Source organism: Paenibacillus guangzhouensis (assembly GCF_009363075.1).
Lineage (GTDB): Bacteria > Bacillota > Bacilli > Paenibacillales > Paenibacillaceae > Paenibacillus_K > Paenibacillus_K guangzhouensis.
In genome coordinates this window covers 1,839,017-1,857,995 of the sequence record NZ_CP045293.1, presented here as the reverse complement: position 1 = coordinate 1,857,995, position 18,979 = coordinate 1,839,017, and the positions used below count along the sequence as shown (strand labels likewise).

General features: G+C 48.6%; 13 protein-coding genes and 2 pseudogenes. 10 read left to right on the top strand and 5 right to left on the bottom strand.

The features are described from left to right. Positions 1-5 precede the first annotated feature (5 nt). From thiC to GCU39_RS08355, 9 genes and pseudogenes are all read left to right on the top strand, one after another. A complete protein-coding gene (gene thiC, locus GCU39_RS08390; protein WP_152393098.1) occupies positions 6-1,727 on the top strand; it encodes a phosphomethylpyrimidine synthase ThiC in 1,722 nt (573 codons plus the stop codon). A 13-nt stretch (positions 1,728-1,740) separates the two neighbouring features. Beyond that, complete coding sequence (locus tag GCU39_RS08385; protein ID WP_152393097.1) at positions 1,741-2,508, top strand: thiazole synthase; 768 nt, start codon at positions 1,741-1,743, stop codon at positions 2,506-2,508. Beyond that, positions 2,505-3,569, top strand: a complete 1,065-nt coding sequence (locus tag GCU39_RS08380; RefSeq protein WP_152393096.1) for a ThiF family adenylyltransferase — start codon at positions 2,505-2,507, stop codon at positions 3,567-3,569. Before GCU39_RS08385 ends, GCU39_RS08380 begins: the two co-directional genes overlap by 4 nt. Positions 3,570-3,750: 181 nt before the next feature. After that, positions 3,751-5,640 (top strand): LTA synthase family protein, encoded by a 1,890-nt coding sequence (locus tag GCU39_RS08375; protein ID WP_152393095.1) that lies wholly within the window; start codon positions 3,751-3,753, stop codon positions 5,638-5,640. A gap of 272 nt (positions 5,641-5,912) precedes the next feature. Beyond that, positions 5,913-7,216, top strand: a pseudogene (locus GCU39_RS32490) (alpha-N-acetylglucosaminidase); the annotation flags it as partial. Beyond that, the gene (locus GCU39_RS32485; protein ID WP_407671697.1) at positions 7,211-7,939 is read left to right on the top strand and encodes an alpha-N-acetylglucosaminidase C-terminal domain-containing protein; all 729 of its coding nucleotides are present in this window, start codon (positions 7,211-7,213) and stop codon (positions 7,937-7,939) included. The pseudogene GCU39_RS32490 and the gene GCU39_RS32485, both read left to right, overlap by 6 nt. A gap of 33 nt (positions 7,940-7,972) precedes the next feature. Continuing rightward, positions 7,973-9,886 (top strand): Ig-like domain-containing protein, encoded by a 1,914-nt coding sequence (locus GCU39_RS08360; RefSeq protein WP_152393092.1) that lies wholly within the window; start codon positions 7,973-7,975, stop codon positions 9,884-9,886. Continuing rightward, positions 9,879-10,094 (top strand): annotated as a pseudogene (locus tag GCU39_RS32480) (Ig-like domain-containing protein); the annotation flags it as partial. The gene GCU39_RS08360 and the pseudogene GCU39_RS32480, both read left to right, overlap by 8 nt. Then, complete coding sequence (locus GCU39_RS08355) at positions 10,095-10,769, top strand: cohesin domain-containing protein (RefSeq protein ID WP_193726830.1); 675 nt, start codon at positions 10,095-10,097, stop codon at positions 10,767-10,769. A 211-nt stretch (positions 10,770-10,980) separates the two neighbouring features. Here the strand turns inward: GCU39_RS08355 and GCU39_RS08350 are convergent, their stop codons facing one another. The 4 genes from GCU39_RS08350 to GCU39_RS08335 are packed head-to-tail and all read right to left on the bottom strand — an operon-like array spanning position 10,981 to position 15,066. Next, positions 10,981-12,084 (bottom strand): GerAB/ArcD/ProY family transporter, encoded by a 1,104-nt coding sequence (locus GCU39_RS08350; protein WP_152393090.1) that lies wholly within the window; start codon positions 12,082-12,084, stop codon positions 10,981-10,983. Between the two features lies 1 nt (position 12,085). Beyond that, a complete protein-coding gene (locus GCU39_RS08345; protein WP_152393089.1) occupies positions 12,086-12,337 on the bottom strand; it encodes a hypothetical protein in 252 nt (83 codons plus the stop codon). Then, complete coding sequence (locus tag GCU39_RS08340; protein ID WP_152393088.1) at positions 12,334-13,551, bottom strand: Ger(x)C family spore germination protein; 1,218 nt, start codon at positions 13,549-13,551, stop codon at positions 12,334-12,336. The genes GCU39_RS08345 and GCU39_RS08340 overlap by 4 nt, the downstream gene beginning before the upstream one ends. A 12-nt stretch (positions 13,552-13,563) precedes the next feature. Continuing rightward, positions 13,564-15,066: a spore germination protein gene (locus tag GCU39_RS08335; protein ID WP_227793492.1), complete on the bottom strand. Its 1,503-nt coding sequence runs from the start codon at positions 15,064-15,066 to the stop codon at positions 13,564-13,566. 203 nt (positions 15,067-15,269) lie between these two features. Between GCU39_RS08335 and GCU39_RS08330 the strand changes: the two genes are divergently transcribed. Then, the gene (locus GCU39_RS08330; protein WP_152393086.1) at positions 15,270-17,762 is read left to right on the top strand and encodes a WG repeat-containing protein; all 2,493 of its coding nucleotides are present in this window, start codon (positions 15,270-15,272) and stop codon (positions 17,760-17,762) included. Positions 17,763-17,826: 64 nt separating this feature from the next. On the opposite strand, the gene GCU39_RS08325 is transcribed toward GCU39_RS08330, so the two are convergent. Then, entirely contained in the window at positions 17,827-18,858 is a 1,032-nt protein-coding gene (locus GCU39_RS08325; RefSeq protein WP_152393085.1) for a serine hydrolase domain-containing protein, read from the bottom strand. Between the last annotated feature and the right edge of the window lie 121 nt (positions 18,859-18,979).

Sequence of the window (18,979 nt, the reverse complement as noted above, 5' to 3'; positions counted from 1 at the left end):
AGAAGATGTCACAGGTTAATTTTCCTAATAGTCAGAAGGTATACATTCAAGGGTCGCGCGAGGATATACGGGTGCCCATGCGAGAGATTACACTTAGCCCGACGGAGAACAGCAGCGGGATTGAGAACAATGATCCGATAAGAGTATATGACACAAGCGGGCCATACACGGATACGGAAGTACATACGAATATTGAGGAAGGATTATGCCCGCATCGCCAGTACTGGATTTTGGACCGAGGCGATGTCGAGTTCTATGAAGGGCGTGAGGTGAAGCCAGAGGATAATGGACTCCGCCGGGCAGAGGATGCTGATCAGACGATCGTGTTCCCGGGTCTTAATCGCCGACCGCTTCGGGCCAAGGAAGGAGCTAACGTGACCCAAATGCACTACGCTCGCCGCGGCATCATTACAGCCGAGATGGAGTATATCGCCATACGGGAGAATGTCACGCCAGAATTCGTACGGGAAGAAGTCGCTAGCGGTCGAGCGATCATTCCATCGAATATTAACCATCCGGAGAGCGAGCCAATGATTATCGGTCGGAATTTCCTCGTGAAGATTAACGCGAATATCGGGAATTCTGCCGTATCTTCCTCCATTGAAGAAGAAGTAGAGAAAATGACTTGGGCGACGCGTTGGGGAGCAGATACCGTTATGGATCTCTCCACCGGCAAAAACATTCACACGACGCGGGAGTGGATTATTCGCAACTCACCGGTACCGATTGGGACCGTACCGCTGTACCAAGCTCTCGAGAAAGTGAACGGGAAGGCGGAAGACCTCTCATGGGAAGTCTACCGGGATACGCTCATCGAGCAGGCGGAGCAAGGCGTGGACTATTTCACGATCCATGCGGGGGTGCTGCTCCGATACATTCCGCTTACGGCGAACCGCTTGACCGGCATTGTATCACGCGGCGGTTCGATCATGGCGGCGTGGTGCCTTGCACATCATGAGGAGAACTTCCTCTATACGCACTTCGAAGAAATCTGCGAGATCATGAAGAAGTATGATGTCGCATTCTCGCTCGGCGATGGTCTACGTCCAGGAAGCATACAAGATGCCAATGATGCGTCCCAATTCGCTGAACTGGATACACTCGGCGAGTTAACGAAGATTGCTTGGAAGCACGATGTGCAAGTCATGATTGAAGGGCCAGGTCATGTACCGATGCACATGATCAAAGAGAACGTCGATCGCCAGATGGAAGTCTGTCAAGAAGCGCCTTTCTATACGCTAGGACCGCTTACGACGGATATTGCGCCTGGATATGATCACATCACTTCGGCGATCGGTGCTGCGATGATCGGCTGGTTCGGTACCGCGATGCTCTGTTACGTCACGCCGAAGGAACATCTCGGATTACCGAATAAGAATGACGTTCGTGAAGGGGTTATCGCCTATAAAATCGCTGCCCATGCGGCTGACTTGGCCAAAGGTCATCCAGGAGCACAGCGGCGTGACGATGCATTATCCAAAGCCCGCTTCGAATTCCGCTGGCGAGATCAATTCAACCTCTCGCTGGATCCGGAACGCGCCTTGGAATACCATGACGAGACGTTGCCTGCGGAGGGCGCAAAGACGGCTCATTTCTGCTCCATGTGCGGCCCGAAATTCTGCAGTATGCGGATTACACAAGATATTCGAGATTATGCAGCCCGCGGCTTAGAACAGAAATCGAATGAATTCAAAGCGGCTGGCAGCCAAATTTATCAGAAAATCTAAGGGAGGTATCCTTATGCTAACGATTGGACCACATACATTTATTTCTCGGCTCTTGCTTGGAACCGGGAAATTCCCGAACTTTGACGTGCAGCGTGAAGCGGTTGAGCAGTCGGGGACGGAAATACTAACCTTCGCTGTGCGGCGGATGAATATTTTTGAGCCGAGTCAACCGAACTTTCTAGAAATGCTCGATCTGAAGAAGTATACTCTGCTTCCCAATACGGCAGGCGCTTCTACTGCGGAAGAAGCGGTACGCATCGCAAGATTGGCGAAGGCTTCAGGTTTATGCGATATGATCAAGGTCGAAGTGATTGGCGATCTGAAGACGCTGCTGCCTGACCCGATAGAGACAGTGAAGGCCTGTGAGATACTGCTTGATGAAGGGTTTATCGTACTGCCTTATATCTCAGATGATGTGCAGCTCGCCAAGCGTCTTCAATTGATGGGCGTGCATGCCGTCATGCCGGGTGCTTCCCCAATAGGCTCGGGACAAGGAATAATTAACCCCATTAATTTAAGCTTCATCATTGAGCAAGCGGTCGTGCCAGTCATTGTCGATGCAGGCATTGGTGCCCCGTCGCATGCGGCGTATGCGATGGAACTGGGCGCGGATGGTGTTCTGCTAAATACAGCTGTATCTGGCGCCGGCGATCCTGTCCGCATGGCTCTTGCGATGAAACAGGGTATCGAAGCAGGGCGATTAGCCTTTGAAGCCGGTCGTATTCCGGTTAAAAGGTACGCCTCGGCGAGCAGTCCGCTTGAGGGAATGGTTACCATATGATCGGAGAGCAAGACCACATCTCTTATGATCGATATTCACGCCAGATGCGATTCTCGCCAATCGGGATAGTGGGGCAACAACGGCTAGCCAAGAGCCATGTCCTCATGGTAGGTGCTGGTGCACTCGGCTCCGCAAGTGCTGAATCGCTCGTTAGAGCGGGCGTAGGACGAATAACGATTATAGATCGCGATTATGTGGAATGGAGCAATCTGCAGCGTCAGCAGCTGTATACGGAAGAAGATGTTAAGCAGCGTCTGCCCAAAGCTATTGCGGCCAAGCGGCATTTAGAGCATATACATGCGGATGCTGAGATCGATGCTTACGTTCTCGATGCGCGCGGCGAAGACTTGGAACGCCTGATCGGGGATGTTGATCTCATCATGGATGCTTGTGACAACTTCGAGACCCGCTTCATCTTGAATGATCTTGCCGTGAAGTACCGAATCCCATGGATATACGGCGCATGTAGCGGGAGCTATGGCCTATCCTACACCATTCTTCCGGGAGTAACCCCCTGTCTTCGCTGTATGATGGATCTCATCCCAGGTAGTGGAGATAGCTGTGATACGGATGGCATCATCGTGCCTGCAGTCCAGATGGTCGTTGCACACCAGACGGCAGAAGCTTTGAAGCTCCTAACTGGAAATCGCGAGGCGCTTCGCCGCAAGCTGGTGTCGTTCGATCTATGGAATAATCATTATAGTGCCGTACAAATTCAATCAATGAAGAAACGCGATTGCCCTAGCTGCGGCGAACATGCTGTTTATCCCTATCTCCAGGCATCGACGGCAGAGAAAGCAGCCATTCTCTGTGGGCGTGATACCGTTCATATTCGCCCTGCGGAAGCCTTGAAGCTGAACCTCGTACAGCTATCCGAGCGAATAGGTCATGATCATGCTCTCCCGATGCGCATTGATCTCATCAATGACTTCCTAATAAGCGCGCATCAGGAAGAGCTGCGAATCGTACTCTTTGTAGACGGCAGGGCGCTCGTGCATGGCACGACCGATGTATCCATCGCGAGACAATTGTACAAACAATTGATGGACCTAAATGTATAGCTCTTATCGGAATGTATAGCTCAAGTAAGAAGACCCTACATGTTCATCTTGGATGAAGTGGAAGGGTCTTCTTGTACTGGATGGAAGATATGATTGGTAGAGACGGGTCCAAATCTGATATACTATGAAAATATTAAAAAATTGTAAACAATAATTTCATAGGAAAGAAGATTGAGATCATATGGAGAAAATATTTGCGAAGAGGATTCCGATCTTCTTCTGGGCCATCCTTTGCGCATTTGGGAAGCTCGTCCTGATGCGCTATTTCTTTTTCGAGCAGATGACTGCGGTTCAGCTGCTTCGAGATGTATTCGCGATTTGTGCGATATTCGGTATTTTAGAGTTAATTTTGCCTATGCGTTCGAAACGGTATGTCTACTGGGGATTTAATTTGTTGTTATCGTTCATCTGTTTTGCCGCGACATTGTATTATGATCATTTCGGTTCCGTCGTTACTTACACAGCATTAACGGCACTTCATCAGGTGACAGAAATCGGAGATAGTGTTAGTGCGACGATTCGCCCGATCTATTATATTTATTTCCTCGATGCATTGGTGATGGCCGTGATTTGGCTAGCTACACGTCGTCGTTCGCAAACCGTACCCAATCCGACGCAACGCCGCTATTGGAGAATTGCCATCGCCGCCGTTACAGTTATTTGCCTTGTGCTATCCGTAAGAACTGTTATGCAGAACAAGTCGACGGATAATGAATTGGCGCTTGCGCAGGATGCAGGATTTATCGATTATCAATTCGCGATTGCGCTTAAGGCTAGAGAAACGAATAAGATGGTGGAGGAAGGAAATATTCAAGAAGTAACCCAGCAAGTTCAGACTTCCGAAGACACCTTCACTTATCGAGACAAACCGCTTGCAGTAGGGCAGAAGCCCGCTCATTTCGGAGCTGCCAAAGGGAAGAACCTGATTGTTGTTCAGATGGAAGCCTTTCAGAATTTCCTAATTAATCTGAAGGTGAATAATCAGGAGATCACACCGGTCTTGAATCAACTTGCCAAAGACAGCTTCTACTTCCCGCATATTTATCAGCAAATTGGGCCAGGCAATACGTCAGATGCCGAGTTCATGTCGAATACATCGATCTACCCGACAGGTGCGATTGCGATGTCAACAGGATATGGGGATCGTGAGCTGCCAAGCTTGCCGAGACTCCTTGAAAAACAGAACTACGTCACCAACACATTCCACGTCAATGATGTGAAGTTCTGGGATCGAATTCGTATGTATCCGGCATTAGGATTTAACCAGTATTTTGACAAGCCTTCATTCAAAAACGACCAATTTAATGAGTTTGGCGCGTCAGATGAAGAATTGTACCGGGTCGGCGTGAACAAGTTATCCGAAATCAGCAAAAAGCAGCAGCCGTTCTACGCACAGTTTGTTACTGTATCCAGTCATTTTCCTTTTAAAGTGCCGGATCGTGCGAAGACACTGGATCTACCAGCAGAGCTCGCAACCAAGCAAATTGGGAATTATATGTATGCGCAGCACTATACCGATTATGCGCTCGGTCAATTGATTGATTCCCTGAAGAAAAATGGTATGTGGGAGAATACGGTATTGGTCGTCTACGGAGATCATTTCGGACTGCAGCCACAAGACAATAATCCGGAAGAGCTTAGCAAGGCGCTAGGTATTCCATATAATGAGTATGTCAGCAGATTTAATATTCCATTCATGATTCATGTTCCTGGGATGGAAAAAGGACAGGTTGTCAATCGTGTTGGTGGTCAGGTTGACATGATGCCGACCATTGCAAATCTGATGGGCATATCGCTCGAAGATCAGCAATTTACGGCATTTGGTCATGACTTGTTAAATATTGATCATAATCTGATCGGGATGCGATACTACTTGCCGACAGGTTCTTTCTTTAACGATGAGATTCTGTTCATTCCAGGCAAAGGATTCGATGATGGTCAAGCGATCAATCTAAGTACATTTGAACCCGTCACGGACCTATCGCCATATAAGAAAGATTACGAATATATTTTGAAATTAATGAAGCTATCCGATGCCTATGTGAAAATGCTGCCAAAGCGTGAGCCATAGCGGAACTCGGATAATGAGAAGGCATGAATTTAGGGAGAAATCCTTGAACTTCATGCCTTTTTGCTATGTATGGGTCAACCCGATGGTTCATTTACTTAACTGCATTAAATAAAAAAGATTGAATAAATCATAATTTCGATGGTTTACGACATTATTAGCGATTGATATTCGCAGCGCATCGCCATAGACTTAACCTGAATTGATGAGAAGTCGACAGCATGAGAGGATCTATCTTGGCAAGGCACCATACTATGTCGAAGAGGTGAGTTGCAATGAAGAGAACGTTAACCATCATGTGTATGCTTCTAATGTTAACCAGTATGTTGGATCCAGGCAGGCTAGGCTTTAACGTAAGGGCCGCACCGGCCGCGGGTGCAGGCGTGTTCGACACACAGCCAGCCATTGAAGTGCTAAAACGATTGATCCCGAAGCAATATGATCAGGTGCATTTCATTGCCGTTGACCGAGGTTCGAAAGGAGACTATTTCCGAATTGCGGGCACAAGCGGATCACTCGAAATATCGGGTACAAGCCCTGCGGTGTTGTTAACAGGCTTCAATTGGTACTTGAAGTCGATAGCGAAGGCGAATGTCAATTGGAACGGCGAGCAGCTAAATCTGCCAATGCAACTGCCTCTCCCAGGATCCCCGATTGAGCAGCAGGCAAATGTCTCACATCGTTATGCGTTGAATGACACGGATGATGGATATACCGGTGCATACCGAACATGGGAAGATTGGCAGCGATTAATCGACGTCCTGGCATTGCATGGCATCAATGAAGTTCTCGTCACAGTAGGTCAAGAAGCCGTCTATTATGATACGTTCCAAGAGTTTGGTTATACGGAACAAGAAATGCGTGATTGGATCACACTTCCAGCGCATCAACCATGGTGGTTGCTTCAGAATATGTGCTGTTTTGGCGTCCGATCTCGAAGCAATTAATCGAACAACGTGCGGAATTGGGCAAAAAAATCGCGGATCGCTTACGTGAACTTGGGATAACACCGGTGTTCCCTGGTTATTTCGGTACGGTTCCGACGAAGTTCGTTGAGAAGAATCCTACGGGACGCGTGATTCCGCAAGGAGGCTGGGTTGGGTTTACGCGTCCGGACTGGCTCGATCCGAGAAATGCGCTATTTCCACTAGTGGCTGCATCTTTCTATCAGCATCAGAAGGAGCGGTTTGGAGATTCATCGATGTATAAGATGGATCTCTTGCATGAGGGAGGAAATGCCGGTGACGTTCCAGTTGGTACAGCAGCCAAAGCCGTTGAGACGGCACTGCAGACTGCTCACCCAGGCGCGATCTGGGCGATTCTCGGATGGCAGTCGAATCCTACCGCTGCATTACTCGCACCGCTAGATAAGAGCAAAATATTAATCGTCGACGGACTATCGGATCGTTATACGGGTCTTAATCGTGAGAGCACCTGGGCAAATACACCTTATGCATTCGGTACGATCTGGAACTTCGGCGGTCATACGACGATAGGCGCTAACCTTGGCGAATGGAACACGAGATACTGGCAGTGGAAGAACAAAGCTGGGAGTCAATTGTCCGGGATTGCCATGATGCCGGAAGGCGGATTGAATAATCCCGTCGCCTTCGATTTTTTCACGGAGATGGCTTGGCAATCGGAGCCAGTGGATACCGCGAAGTGGTTCGCAGACTGGGCGGAGCGCAGATATGGCGGTGTGGATGCGAATGCCGCAGCGGCTTGGGAGGTTATCCGGCAGACGGCCTATAACATGCCGGGGAATGGCTGGAGCGAAGCACAGGATGGATTATTCTCAGCGCAGCCTAGTCTTACGGTGAATACCGCAGCGACATGGTCGCCGAGCAGTATGCGTTATGATGCAAACGCATTCAATGCTGCACTACCGGCCTTGCTCCAGGTGAAGCCGGAGCTCCAAGATAGCAGTGCTTATCGATATGATCTTATGGACGTCACGCGCCAAGTTCTCTCCAATCAGAGCAGAGTCCTGCTGCCGAAGATCAAGTCGGCGTATGAGGCAAAGGATATCGCGTCCTTTACAGCACTTACGGACCATTGGCTTCGGTATATGAAATTAATGGATGAAGCGGTCGCGACCAACAAACAGACGATGCTCGGACCATGGCTAGAGGATGCCAAACGAGCGGCTGCTGATCCGGTTGAACGGACGAAGCTGGAGTTCGATGCTCGCTCGATTCTGACCGTTTGGGGCGATCGTTCCGGAGCGGTATCCGGGGGACTGCATGACTATGCGAACCGGGAATGGGCAGGACTCGTAGGTGATTTCTATTATTCCCGTTGACAAATCTACTTCGATAGCTTGAAGACTGCGCTAATGAACAATACAACCCCGATAAGCATCGACTGGTTCGCCAATGGGGACGGTTGGTCGAGACAACAAAATGCTTATGCGACTGAACAGCAAGGTGATATTGTCCACATTGCGCAGAAGGTATTGAATGAATTAAGTTCGACAGGCACGGTAAGCTACTCGGCAAGTGTCGATCAAGTGATTGTAACACCAGGGCAACCTGTTACGATAACCGGAATCATTAAGAATGACAGCAGCTTTAGTTCAGTGAAGAATGTTCGTGCCGTCGTACCCGTCGCGGATTCTTTTAACATGATTCCGATAACGCCACTTAAGATCGATCAACTCGCACCAGGGGCAAGCTTTACGGTGAAGTTTCAAGCGATGTTACTAGAGAACGCTTCTGAAAACGGAGGACTATCGCGCAATATCGCATTAACTTCGACTTTTGATGCAGAGGGGGGGACGAAGACGGCGACGACCCAAGTAAACCTTCTGATCTCACAGGGAGTAAGCAATCGATATCAAACGGTGTCCTTCAACAACGCGAAATACGCCCAACTGGATAACGCCTTCGGTATTTATGGCGGAGGAGCCGATTTGTGGGGCGGAACGAATGAATTCGGTGCAATCTATGCAGATGACAGTATGCTAGATAACACAACGGTCACAACGCAAGTGACGAAACAGGACACTACAGGTCCATGGGCTAGAGCAGGCATCATCGTACGCAATGATCTATCTTCGAACGGTTCGGCAGGGTTCTTGAACTTCGCTGTAACGCCTAGCAATGGCTGTGTTCTGTCCTATGATGCAAATGGTGACGGCAAGCTGGAGACATACGTGAATAAGTTAGGATACACTGCACCAAGCTATCTTCGACTTACCCGCTCAGGAACGACCTATACTGGCGCGTGCAGCTTGGATGGCGTTCAATGGACAACTGTTGGAACTGCGACAATTGCACAAGCGAGTGCGAAGCAGGATGTGGGGCTGTTCATGACTGCTGCTGGCAGCCAGAATGGAATAGCGTTGTTTAAAGAATTCCGTATTCAATCTCAAGGAGTGAACCCGACATCGATTACGATTGATCCTAGCCATGCGCTGCTGAATCTAGATACGAACACCTCTTTGAAGCTGCATGCGAGCGTCCTTCCCGTGAACGCAACGAATTCACAGGTAACATGGACCTCAAGCCATCCTGTAGTCGCGACCGTAGATGATAATGGCCTGGTTTCTGCGAAAAGCGTTGGTTCTACCACGATTACGGCAACGACGGGAGTAGATGGGCTATCTGCGACGACAGAGGTTACTGTTGTGGCAACAGGACCCGCCGTAACCGGCGTAGAGCTCGATCCAGCAACTGTAACGGTTATAGAAGATGGTTACGCAGAACTCTCCGCCCACGTTAAGCCTATGTATGCATTGAACCAGCATCTTACATGGACGAGCAGTAAGACGAATGTGGCAAGCGTTCAATCATCCGGAGCGGGAAAAGCGATCGTATCGGGCAAGCAGGCCGGGACGGCTGTGATCACGGTTCGCACGCTGGATGGCAACTTTACCGCAATGAGCACCGTAACAGTTCGCAAGAAGCCGGCGAATCTAGCTCTGAACAAGCCAGCTAGCAGTGATAGTGCGTCGAGTCCGGCATCTTACGCAAATGACGGGAATGAGTCCACGCGGTGGATTGCAAATGGCGGAGCAGCAGGGAAGTGGTGGAAAGTAGACCTAGGCGAGATCTACAGCTTAGTTGGCAGTGAAATTCATTTTGAGAAAAATGTGTTGTGGAAGTACAATGTCGAGGTTTCGACAGACAATGCGAACTGGACCTCCGTCGCAGATCGAATGAATCATACCAGCACAGAAAAGATTCAGACACAATCGTTCACGCGAGATGCGCGATACATACGGGTGACCTTGGACGGAGATCGATGAGTTCCTCGTCTTTGGTTATCCGCGTTCGATTAGTGTAACCGGCGTTGAGCTTCGCCCTGAGGACGTCACACTGCCTGTCGGAGAGACGGCGACGCTAACAGCTACCGTACTGCCGACCAATGCGACGAACCAACAGGTCAACTGGAAGCTTAGCAATGATCAAGCAGTAAAACTCGAAGCCATACAAGGTCAGGCAATACTAACAGGGTTGAAGCCTGGAAACGCGACAATTACGGTAACGACGGAAGATGGCGGATTCACCGCAAGCCGTCTAGTGACCGTAACTTCAAAGGGAACGGCGACAACCTTAACAGCTGACCCTTCAGTTCGTGCAGGGCAGTCGTTCCTTGTAAAGCTAGGGCTAATCCAAGTGGCAACGCCAATCTTTGCAGAGGATTTCGTGCTGGACTACGACACATCCCGATTCGAATTTATTGCTGCGAAATCGCTGCGAACTGGTGTGAATCTCGTAACGACGAAGCAACTCGAGTCAGGCAAGCAACGCTTCATTCTCGCGAGCGAAGGGATTCTATCCGGCGTGACGGGAAATCCGGATCTTATGGAGATCACGATGAGAGCGAAAGATTCGTCAACCTCAGGGACGGGGCGGATATCAATAAGTCAAGCGACCGTAGCGGATGAGACGGGTAATGAACAATCCGCATCTTTGTCCACCGTCCAAGTGGAGATTGCGGCAGGAATGATCGGCGATGTGAACGGCGATGGTAAAGTCAGTATTGGCGATCTTGCATTGGCGGCTGCTGCATATGGCATGACATCCGAGAGCCCTGGTTGGTCGCAAGTCAAGAGAGCAGACCTCAATGGCGATAACAAAATTGATATTTCCGATCTTGCTGCTATTGCCCATCAAATCCTGAAATAGCGGGCGGGATTGATAGAAAATGTCGATTCCATCTGACGATGAACGTCGAAAATGATAGACATGTAAGCGATTTCAATCGAATCCTGCGCTCGCCTGGGAAATAATGAATATTTCCTATGGGAAATGAATGAAGTATTTATTCTAGTTACACCCCTGTCTCTTTTTCGGATTATCCGATACCTTGAGGCAGGGGTGTCTTTTGCGCGATGCATCAGATCATTCTGCGCAGTTTGCCAACAGTCAGCAGCAGCAATGGTATGCCGAATAAGAAGGCAATGGAAGCATAAGTCCAAATTGTAATCTCGAATTTGAACAACGAAGAAATGTCCGGATAGATATAGAACGACAGAATTAACGGTGTGATCGCTAACGGAACAGCGAGCAGTTGCTGATTCTGAATATTCAATAGGTGAGACAATCCCCGAACGCTGAACTTGTAATAGAAGATGAGCTTAATATAGATCGTGATGAACCAGCTGGCTGCCATGAGAACTTCGATCCGCGTGAAGAAGTCGGCGATGTTGATGCGCTGCGCTAGATTATAGCTTGGATAAATCGCGGTAGACGTTAGATCATACCCGAGTACACCAATGCAGCATAGCAGAATGATTAACAAATAGACCCCGCCAATCGAAGTGCCGAGCACGAAGGACCTGGTTGCCGTCTCTGGCTTTTCAATCTCTTTTGGGAAAAAGGCAAGAAGAATAATAAGCGGTGCACCGACCGCGCTAAAGTAATTCAAGAACGTTACCAGCATCGGCTGCCATCCAACCTCAAACATCGGGATAAATTTGATAGCGAGTGGGTCGGAGCGTACTTTGGGCAATACCGTTAAGATTAAGGTGAAAAAGAAGACATTGAAAATATAGAACAGCATCTCATTTGCTTTGGATATGGTCTGTACGCCTAATTTAATCCCGACGACGATAATGAACATGAACATGAGCGCAAAGGTCCACGAAGGCGTTTCTGTCATGATTTCCGTGGTAATGAAACCTTCGATTAGACTGAGCAAGCTCGTCAAGGAGACGAATAAGATCATCCATAGCAGAATGATGATGAAGACGCGGCTTATCCATTTGCCGAGGATGTGGTCCATCAGCTCGAAGAGATCAAGGCGTGGATGCTTACGGAAGAGACGAAAATATAAGTAGGCAACATAAGCAATGACCGGAAAGCCGATGACGACAATCTGCCAGGCTTGCTGCCGCGCGGTTAGGGTTAAGAAATGCGGCAGGATAAGAATGCCGTACCCGATCGTATACATGATGACGAGCATCGTGAATTGCCGCGTTGAGATTCGTTTGTCCTGCATCTTAGTAGGTATCTCCTGTTAAGTAGTTATAAATGGCAGTCCCCATCGGTGAAAAGACCCATCCGAGCACGAGATAAGGGCTTGGGATAGGCGCATCGAAAATGCTGAGATAACACAAGATCAACCCAATGCCTAAAATGACCAAATAGACGATCCGATCCTTCTTTGATTGGCTTCGGTAGATAGTTGGGAGGTCCAGGAAGAGAATGCCTGCACATATGAGGGTCACCAGTAAGGCATTAACGTATTTCATTTCTCCAAGTTTCCTTTCCACGCTTCTTGTCTTCGATATTTCAACGGATTGGTTTCGGTGCCGATTCGCAAAATTTTTACTTTGGAATCAATATGTACTTTGACGGTGGGGAAGATTTTGTCCCATTTCCGTTCCATTTTGCGCCATTGGCGCCAATGGTCTTGATGGAGCCGATTCCCGAAACCGACAAAGTCAACGCCGTATGTTTTCTGGGCCGCATCGACCGTGCTCTGAATAACGCGGTTGATTTCCAATCTGCCTTCTTGTTCCAGCATCCGAATCGCATCCGGTTCCAATAGATCTTCGTCGCAGTTCAACTCAGCAATGTTGCCGCTAACCTTGACGTGAATAAAGATTTCCGGTCTGCCATTCATCATCTTGCTCTTCACGGTTGATTCAGCATTCACAACTTCAAGCGCTGAGATTCCCTTATTGCATGGGAGAATACCGATCGTTGATTTCACGTTGTTAAGGATATAATTCAATCCCTTGCTCTCGGATTCCCCTAGATATCCGACGAGCTTGGCACTGTTGAATACGGCGATCGTCGGAATCCGAATGTATGGAATCCCCGTAGATTTCTTAAATGTATCCAAGCTGCTGCCTTCCTCCGGTTTGCCCACCAACTTAACGCCTGTGATGACAGGCTGTCTACCAAGACTTATGGCTCCTTGAATGAAATCATCCAGCCGTACGCCGACGGTAGGTGCCCAGTTCGCCTGCGACATTTGGATTGTCTTGAAGATTTTGTTGGCAGGGACTTGTTCAAGCCTGGGTAGGATGCTGATAATGGTACTGGCAGGTGCATTCTGGCCAATCACCATGAACGTATCGGCACGGACTTCAGGGTCTCGAACGAATAAGTCGATCACTTGCGCTAAACCTTCTCGCGCGACCTGGTCGCTAAATACAATCATGCCGAGGTGAGAGAGATAGACTTTGCGCGGGATTTGTGTCGTCATGCGGCGCAGCGCTTGAATGACCGTTTTTCCTCGCTCTTCCACAATATAGACAGGCGAATCGCCATTGGATTTTTTGCCGATGGCCATCGGATTGACGATCTGTGCGGAGACTAAATACTCATTATGATCAACTTTGTCGATGCCAAGCGCGGTCGCAATTCCAAGCGTATCGAGTTCCGCACGGTTCCAACAGCCAGACGTTGCAAGCATGAGCAATGGACACAACAGGATCAGCAAAGATCTACGGATCATAACGTTCTCCTTTCATTCCGATTTGTTCGTTGATGCATTCGTGTCGCCCGTATACTTATGTTCCATCTCCATACGTTTCCAATCCCTTAGCCGCCATGGAACACGAATGAAATTATCACGCTGAGCGCGCCAATTGAAGGGGGCGATGGGCTTCGAGAAAGATACGCCGAATGATTTGAGGTGCGCGATATGCAGGATGATCAAGATACAACCGATGAACATGCCTACGAGGCCGAATACCGCGGCGACCGCCATCATGGCAAAGCGCATATATCGAATCGAAATGCCCAGCTCCACATTCGGAAAGATCTGACTTGTAATGGCGGTAATCGATACAATAATAACCATGCCAGCAGAGATCAGATTCGCTTCGACTGCAGCTTGGCCAAGGACAAGCGCACCGACAATAGATATAGCGGAGCCTACGGCACGCGGCAATCGTATTCCCGCTTCATAGAGCAGGAGGAAGGTTAGCTCCATGATCGTCGCTTCAATGAATGCCGGAAACGGGATGCCTTCTCGCTGGGATGCGATGCTGATCAATAGTGTGGTGGGCAGCATTTCTTGGTGATAGGTCGTTAAGGCAATGTATAGCCCCGGTGTCAGCAACGTAATCAAATAAGAAATATAACGCAGGATTCGTGTTAAGCCGAAATCATAGCGATGATAATAGTCCTCGGGCGATTGGAAAAAATGGGTGAGGAGCGCAGGAATAATCAGTACGAATGGCGTGCCGTCGACGAGAATGACAATTCTTCCGGCCAAAAGCGCTGCTGCCGCGACATCCGGGCGCTCGGTATTATTCACCGTGGGGAAAATGCCGAAGGTGCTGTCCTGAATCGATTCTTCAATATAGTTACTCTCGAGAATCGCTTCTATTTTGATGTTCTTGAGTCGCGAGCGCAGCTCGGCAAGAATGTCTTCCGAGACTTTGCTCTTGATATACATAACATGGACGTCGGTCTTGGATAGTGTACCGATCACATAGGCTTCCGTCCATAAATCTTCGCTCTTGATTCGTCTTCTTATTAATGCAATGTTCGTCTGTAAGGTCTCGGTAAAGCCTTCTTTTGCTCCGCGTATTGTGGTCTGTGTTGTCGGTTCGGATACTTGTCGATGCTCACCCCCGCTGGTTGATACAATGAGGCCGCCGTTACGTGCATTTTCGAATAATAGGACGGTATTGCCATTCAGAATGGCCGTAATCAGCTTGTCCTCGGATGGAGCCGCTTGGATGTCACCCGAAGGAATGCCAAGTGAGATTGCCCAAGGGGGGATCTCAGCGCCGTTGAATGTATCGACATCCATCTTCGAGACAATCTTGCCGCGGTTCTCTAAGGCATAATGAATACGGAATATTTTCTCATCATCCACGATGGGACTGAGATAGAGCAGTCCGACACCAATCTCATGCTGGCTGCCAATACTAATTCTGCGTACAACCAGTTCAGGACTCTCCCCGAAGGATTGCGCCATATGCTTCAATCGTTGTTCAAGTGTAGATGTTTCCGACATCGCTTGTCCTCTTCTATATATTTCCTCTGTAAACAATTGAAGTTGGTATACCCCGATCATTTGCTTTGTATGCATTTTCCAGCGTGTCATTGCATGCGAAACAATCTTCCCGTAAAAGTGTTAAGGATCATCATCGGCAAGCATATCTTCCGATAAACCGCATACGATTAGGCGAAGAAAGAGGGAAAAAGGAGGATGATAGTATGTCCGACAATATAGAGCAATGGATACACGTCGTAAAGGCACATTTGCCACCAGCTGCGGAACTCATCTTAATCGACAAGCCCAGCGCACATCCGGCTATCCATACTGTTCATTTAACCGGTGGCACTTCGCCAGAAATCATTGCCGTATACCGTCTCAATCAAGAGCTATACTTGCTTGTGCTGCAGCTGATCAACGGGAAGTGGGAGCAGGTTGCTACGGTAAAAGGCCCGGGATATGGGGTCACGTTGTTGACCGCTGCACCGATCGTTCAGCCTGATCAGAACAATCTCCTCGTTGGTTGGCAGGTTGGTTCGATCTGGTCCAAGTTATCTGTGTATACGTTGACGCCGAATGGTCTTCGAGATATTGCACCTGACAATCTGTATTACAGTCATATTGAAGTGGAAGATATGCCGGGACCAACAGGTAAAAGTGGCACGGCTGATATCGCGCTCTGGATTCATGATACAGGAGAAGCCTATCGGGTCGTGGTGATTAAATGGCATGATAATGCGTTCGTGCCAGCGCCAGAGGTTTATTCGTACTATTTTCCCCGCGTCGTACATTACTACGAACGATTGACAGAATTACATCCGGACTATCCGTTCTACTGGTATTACCTCGCTGACGCACAATATCATGCGGGGATGCCACAATCTGCGCTCATATCGGTTCGCAAGGCGCTAAACTTTCACTCATCCTATCCTTCACGTGAGGTTCTATTAGATCTTGAACGCAAAATTAAACAGATGCTAGAGGAGCAGAAGGATATGTCTAGGCGGTCGGTTGGACTATTTCCTGCTTCACTTAAGACTGCATCCGGCCAGCGATGGGGTTATATCGACGCCAAAGGCGAGATGATCCTTCAGCCGCGATTCGACGATGCACGTGATTTCCAAAAGAATGGCTTAGCCATCGTAAGTGAGAAAGGGAAGTATGGTGTAATCGATGCATCAGGACGTTACGTGGTACAGCCTATCTATGATTCGATTAACCCCTTTAAGGATCGACGCGCCATCGTAATTGATCATGAAGGGTTCAAAATGATTGATGAACAGGGAAATGTACTAACACCAAAGGCGTATTCCTTCATCGCCGATTTGGAAGATCGCCGTGCGGTCTTCTACGTGTCGCATGACAATAAGAGCAAATACGGGTATTTGGATGAAAAGGGTAACGAGGCGATCCCTGCACAGTTCGATGAAGCAGGAGATTTTGACGACGGTAAAGCGGTCGTGAAAGTGAAAGATAAAGAATATGCGCTCATTGACCCGAATGGACGGCGCCTCGCTACATATTCGTTTGCCTTTGTCGGCCCACGGGGTGACGGACTGCTAGCATTTCAGCAAGATACGGCTGGGAAATACGGATATATTGATCAACGAGGAAATATTGTCATTCCGCCGACATTTACGATGGCACTACCTTTCCATGACGGGAGGGCAATTGTCAATACGGCAGAAGATTATAAATCGAGTTACGGCGTAATTAACCAAAAAGGTGAGTTCGTCATTCCGGCTGGGTATAACGATATTCGTGATCTTGGTGAGGAGCGGTTCGCCTTAGGGAATGCGATAGATCCGGAACAACCCTTTATCGGTTCGAACTTTGCTATCGCAGATTGGAACGGCAAGCGATTATCGGATTTCCTCTATACAAACATTGAGAACTTCAATGAAGGATTAGCTTCGGCCAGCGATGCCACGCAGACGTATTTCATTGATCGGACGGGGAGACCCGCTTCAGGTTATCCTCGAGTTGAAGGAAGGGGCACGCTGTCGCTGGAACGCAAAAACTTCATCAAAGCCTACATCGATCGTCGACTGTCCTATATTGACCGGGAAGGGCACGTAATCTGGCGGCAGAATACAGTTATTCCACTGCAATCCCCCTATGCGGTGCGGGAAGAGAAGTATAAGCCGAATGCGAACTATCTCGTCTACTATCCGCAAGTCGAAGGCATGTCGGGTGCTGAAGCACAGAGAATCGTGAATGAGAAGCTGAAAGACATGTCGCAGGTGAAGCCGATTCCAGCGGATAAGAAGCTCGATTACACATATGATGGCGATTTTGACGTTACTTTCTATAAAGGGGATTTGCTGCAGCTGCAGTTAACCGGCTACAATTATCCGATTGGCGCTGCGCACGGCATGCCGACAATGACGTACGCCATCATCAACTTAACGAATGGTCACATGTATGCTCTGAAAGATTTGTTCAAGCCCGATAGCGATTATGTGAATGAGCTCAGCCGAATTATTGGCCAGCAGATTAAAGAGGATCCGCAATATTCGTATGTGTTCCCAGGCAGCTACACGGGAATCAAGCCGGATCAGCCTTTCTTCGTGTCGGAGGATGCCCTTCATATCTATTTCGCACCTTATGAGATCGGCCCTTATGCTGCGGGTTTCCCTACCTTCACGATTCCATTTGCCTCGATCATGAGCTTGATCAACACTGAAGGGGAGTTCTGGAAGTCATTTCATTAACGGCATAAATCATGAGGAACAGACTGGCTTTCAATTGGATCGCCAGTCTGTTTGTGTTGGCTCGCTACATTGCTCGTATGATTTCGCCGATCAGTCCCTCCAGCTGATGTACGCCGGTGTCCCCATTGGTCATGAAGACAGTCGCTGATGCTGAAGCGGGATCGCAGGTGATCATACATTGATATCCAACACCCCAACCTAACGATGAGAACATGGTTTCTTGTCCAGATTCGTTAAGGAATACGCCTAGACCTGTCCATTCTCTACAGCCTTGTGCTGTGATCATTTCTCTTGCATAAGCTTGAGGGATCCCGAGCTGACCCTGCCCACGAAGGGAGTCCAAGAGTTCCTTGGTCAAGCGAGCGAGATCCTCTGAAGTAGACCATAGACCCGCGGCAGCCGGATAGGGATAAATCGTATAGGTGCGGGGCACAACCGCTCCATTTCGGTGATGCCCACTTGCGAATCTATCGAGATGTTCTACTGGCATCGCTTGTAAGATTAGGCTGTTCGTCATGTGGAGTGGCGATAGAATCAACTCTTCCAAGATCATATCAAATGGTCTCCCCATGACGTCTTCAATCAGTTGCTGAATGACACAATAGCCCGCATCAGAGTAATGAAACTCGCTGCCTGGCTCGTACTTCACCGTGACTGGTTCGATACAATAGGGCGTGTTCCCATCTAACAGATCGGCCATGCGGAGTGGTGATTGATCTTCATGGCGTTCTTGGAAGCTCCCTGTCGGATCCATAATACCAGACTGATGACATAGCAAATTACGCAGGGTCACTTTATAGACTTGCGTATAGGTATTCTCAGGAACCTCCCAAGAAGTAAGCCGATCATTGACGTTCTCGTCTAGATCGACGAATCCTTGCGCCGTAAGCTTCATCACGAGCATGGCTGTTAAGAATTTGGTAATGGAACAGGCGTTCATCATCGTTGATGGATGAATCCGATCCGAAATACCCGTTTCTCGCTCCCCATAGGTTTCTGTATGTACCAGTCGGCCATCTTGGATACGCGTCATACACAGTCCAGGTACGCCATAGTGGGTCATTCGCTGCTCAATATCGATATTGCGTTCTAGCATAACTCTCGAAATCTCCTTTTTTCTCCGTATATCGCATACATATGCTCTTTTCTTGAGTATAGAACATATGTTTGGTATAAGCAAGGATGAAAATAGCGACACAAACCTTTAGACAATGATT

What these genes read in the sequence shown, in the direction of transcription:
- GCU39_RS08325 (WP_152393085.1), bottom strand. Translation starts at nt 18,858, where the DNA reads ATGCTAGAACGCAATATCGATATTGAGCAGCGAATGACCCACTATGGC.
- GCU39_RS08345 (WP_152393089.1), bottom strand. Translation starts at nt 12,337, where the DNA reads ATGAAATACGTTAATGCCTTACTGGTGACCCTCATATGTGCAGGCATT.
- GCU39_RS32485 (WP_407671697.1), top strand. Translation starts at nt 7,211, where the DNA reads ATGATGCCGGAAGGCGGATTGAATAATCCCGTCGCCTTCGATTTTTTC.
- GCU39_RS08330 (WP_152393086.1), top strand. Translation starts at nt 15,270, where the DNA reads ATGTCCGACAATATAGAGCAATGGATACACGTCGTAAAGGCACATTTG.
- GCU39_RS08375 (WP_152393095.1), top strand. Translation starts at nt 3,751, where the DNA reads ATGGAGAAAATATTTGCGAAGAGGATTCCGATCTTCTTCTGGGCCATC.
- GCU39_RS08385 (WP_152393097.1), top strand. Translation starts at nt 1,741, where the DNA reads ATGCTAACGATTGGACCACATACATTTATTTCTCGGCTCTTGCTTGGA.
- GCU39_RS08350 (WP_152393090.1), bottom strand. Translation starts at nt 12,084, where the DNA reads ATGCAGGACAAACGAATCTCAACGCGGCAATTCACGATGCTCGTCATC.
- thiC (WP_152393098.1), top strand. Translation starts at nt 6, where the DNA reads ATGTCACAGGTTAATTTTCCTAATAGTCAGAAGGTATACATTCAAGGG.
- GCU39_RS08360 (WP_152393092.1), top strand. Translation starts at nt 7,973, where the DNA reads ATGAACAATACAACCCCGATAAGCATCGACTGGTTCGCCAATGGGGAC.
- GCU39_RS08335 (WP_227793492.1), bottom strand. Translation starts at nt 15,066, where the DNA reads ATGTCGGAAACATCTACACTTGAACAACGATTGAAGCATATGGCGCAA.
- GCU39_RS08340 (WP_152393088.1), bottom strand. Translation starts at nt 13,551, where the DNA reads ATGATCCGTAGATCTTTGCTGATCCTGTTGTGTCCATTGCTCATGCTT.
- GCU39_RS08380 (WP_152393096.1), top strand. Translation starts at nt 2,505, where the DNA reads ATGATCGGAGAGCAAGACCACATCTCTTATGATCGATATTCACGCCAG.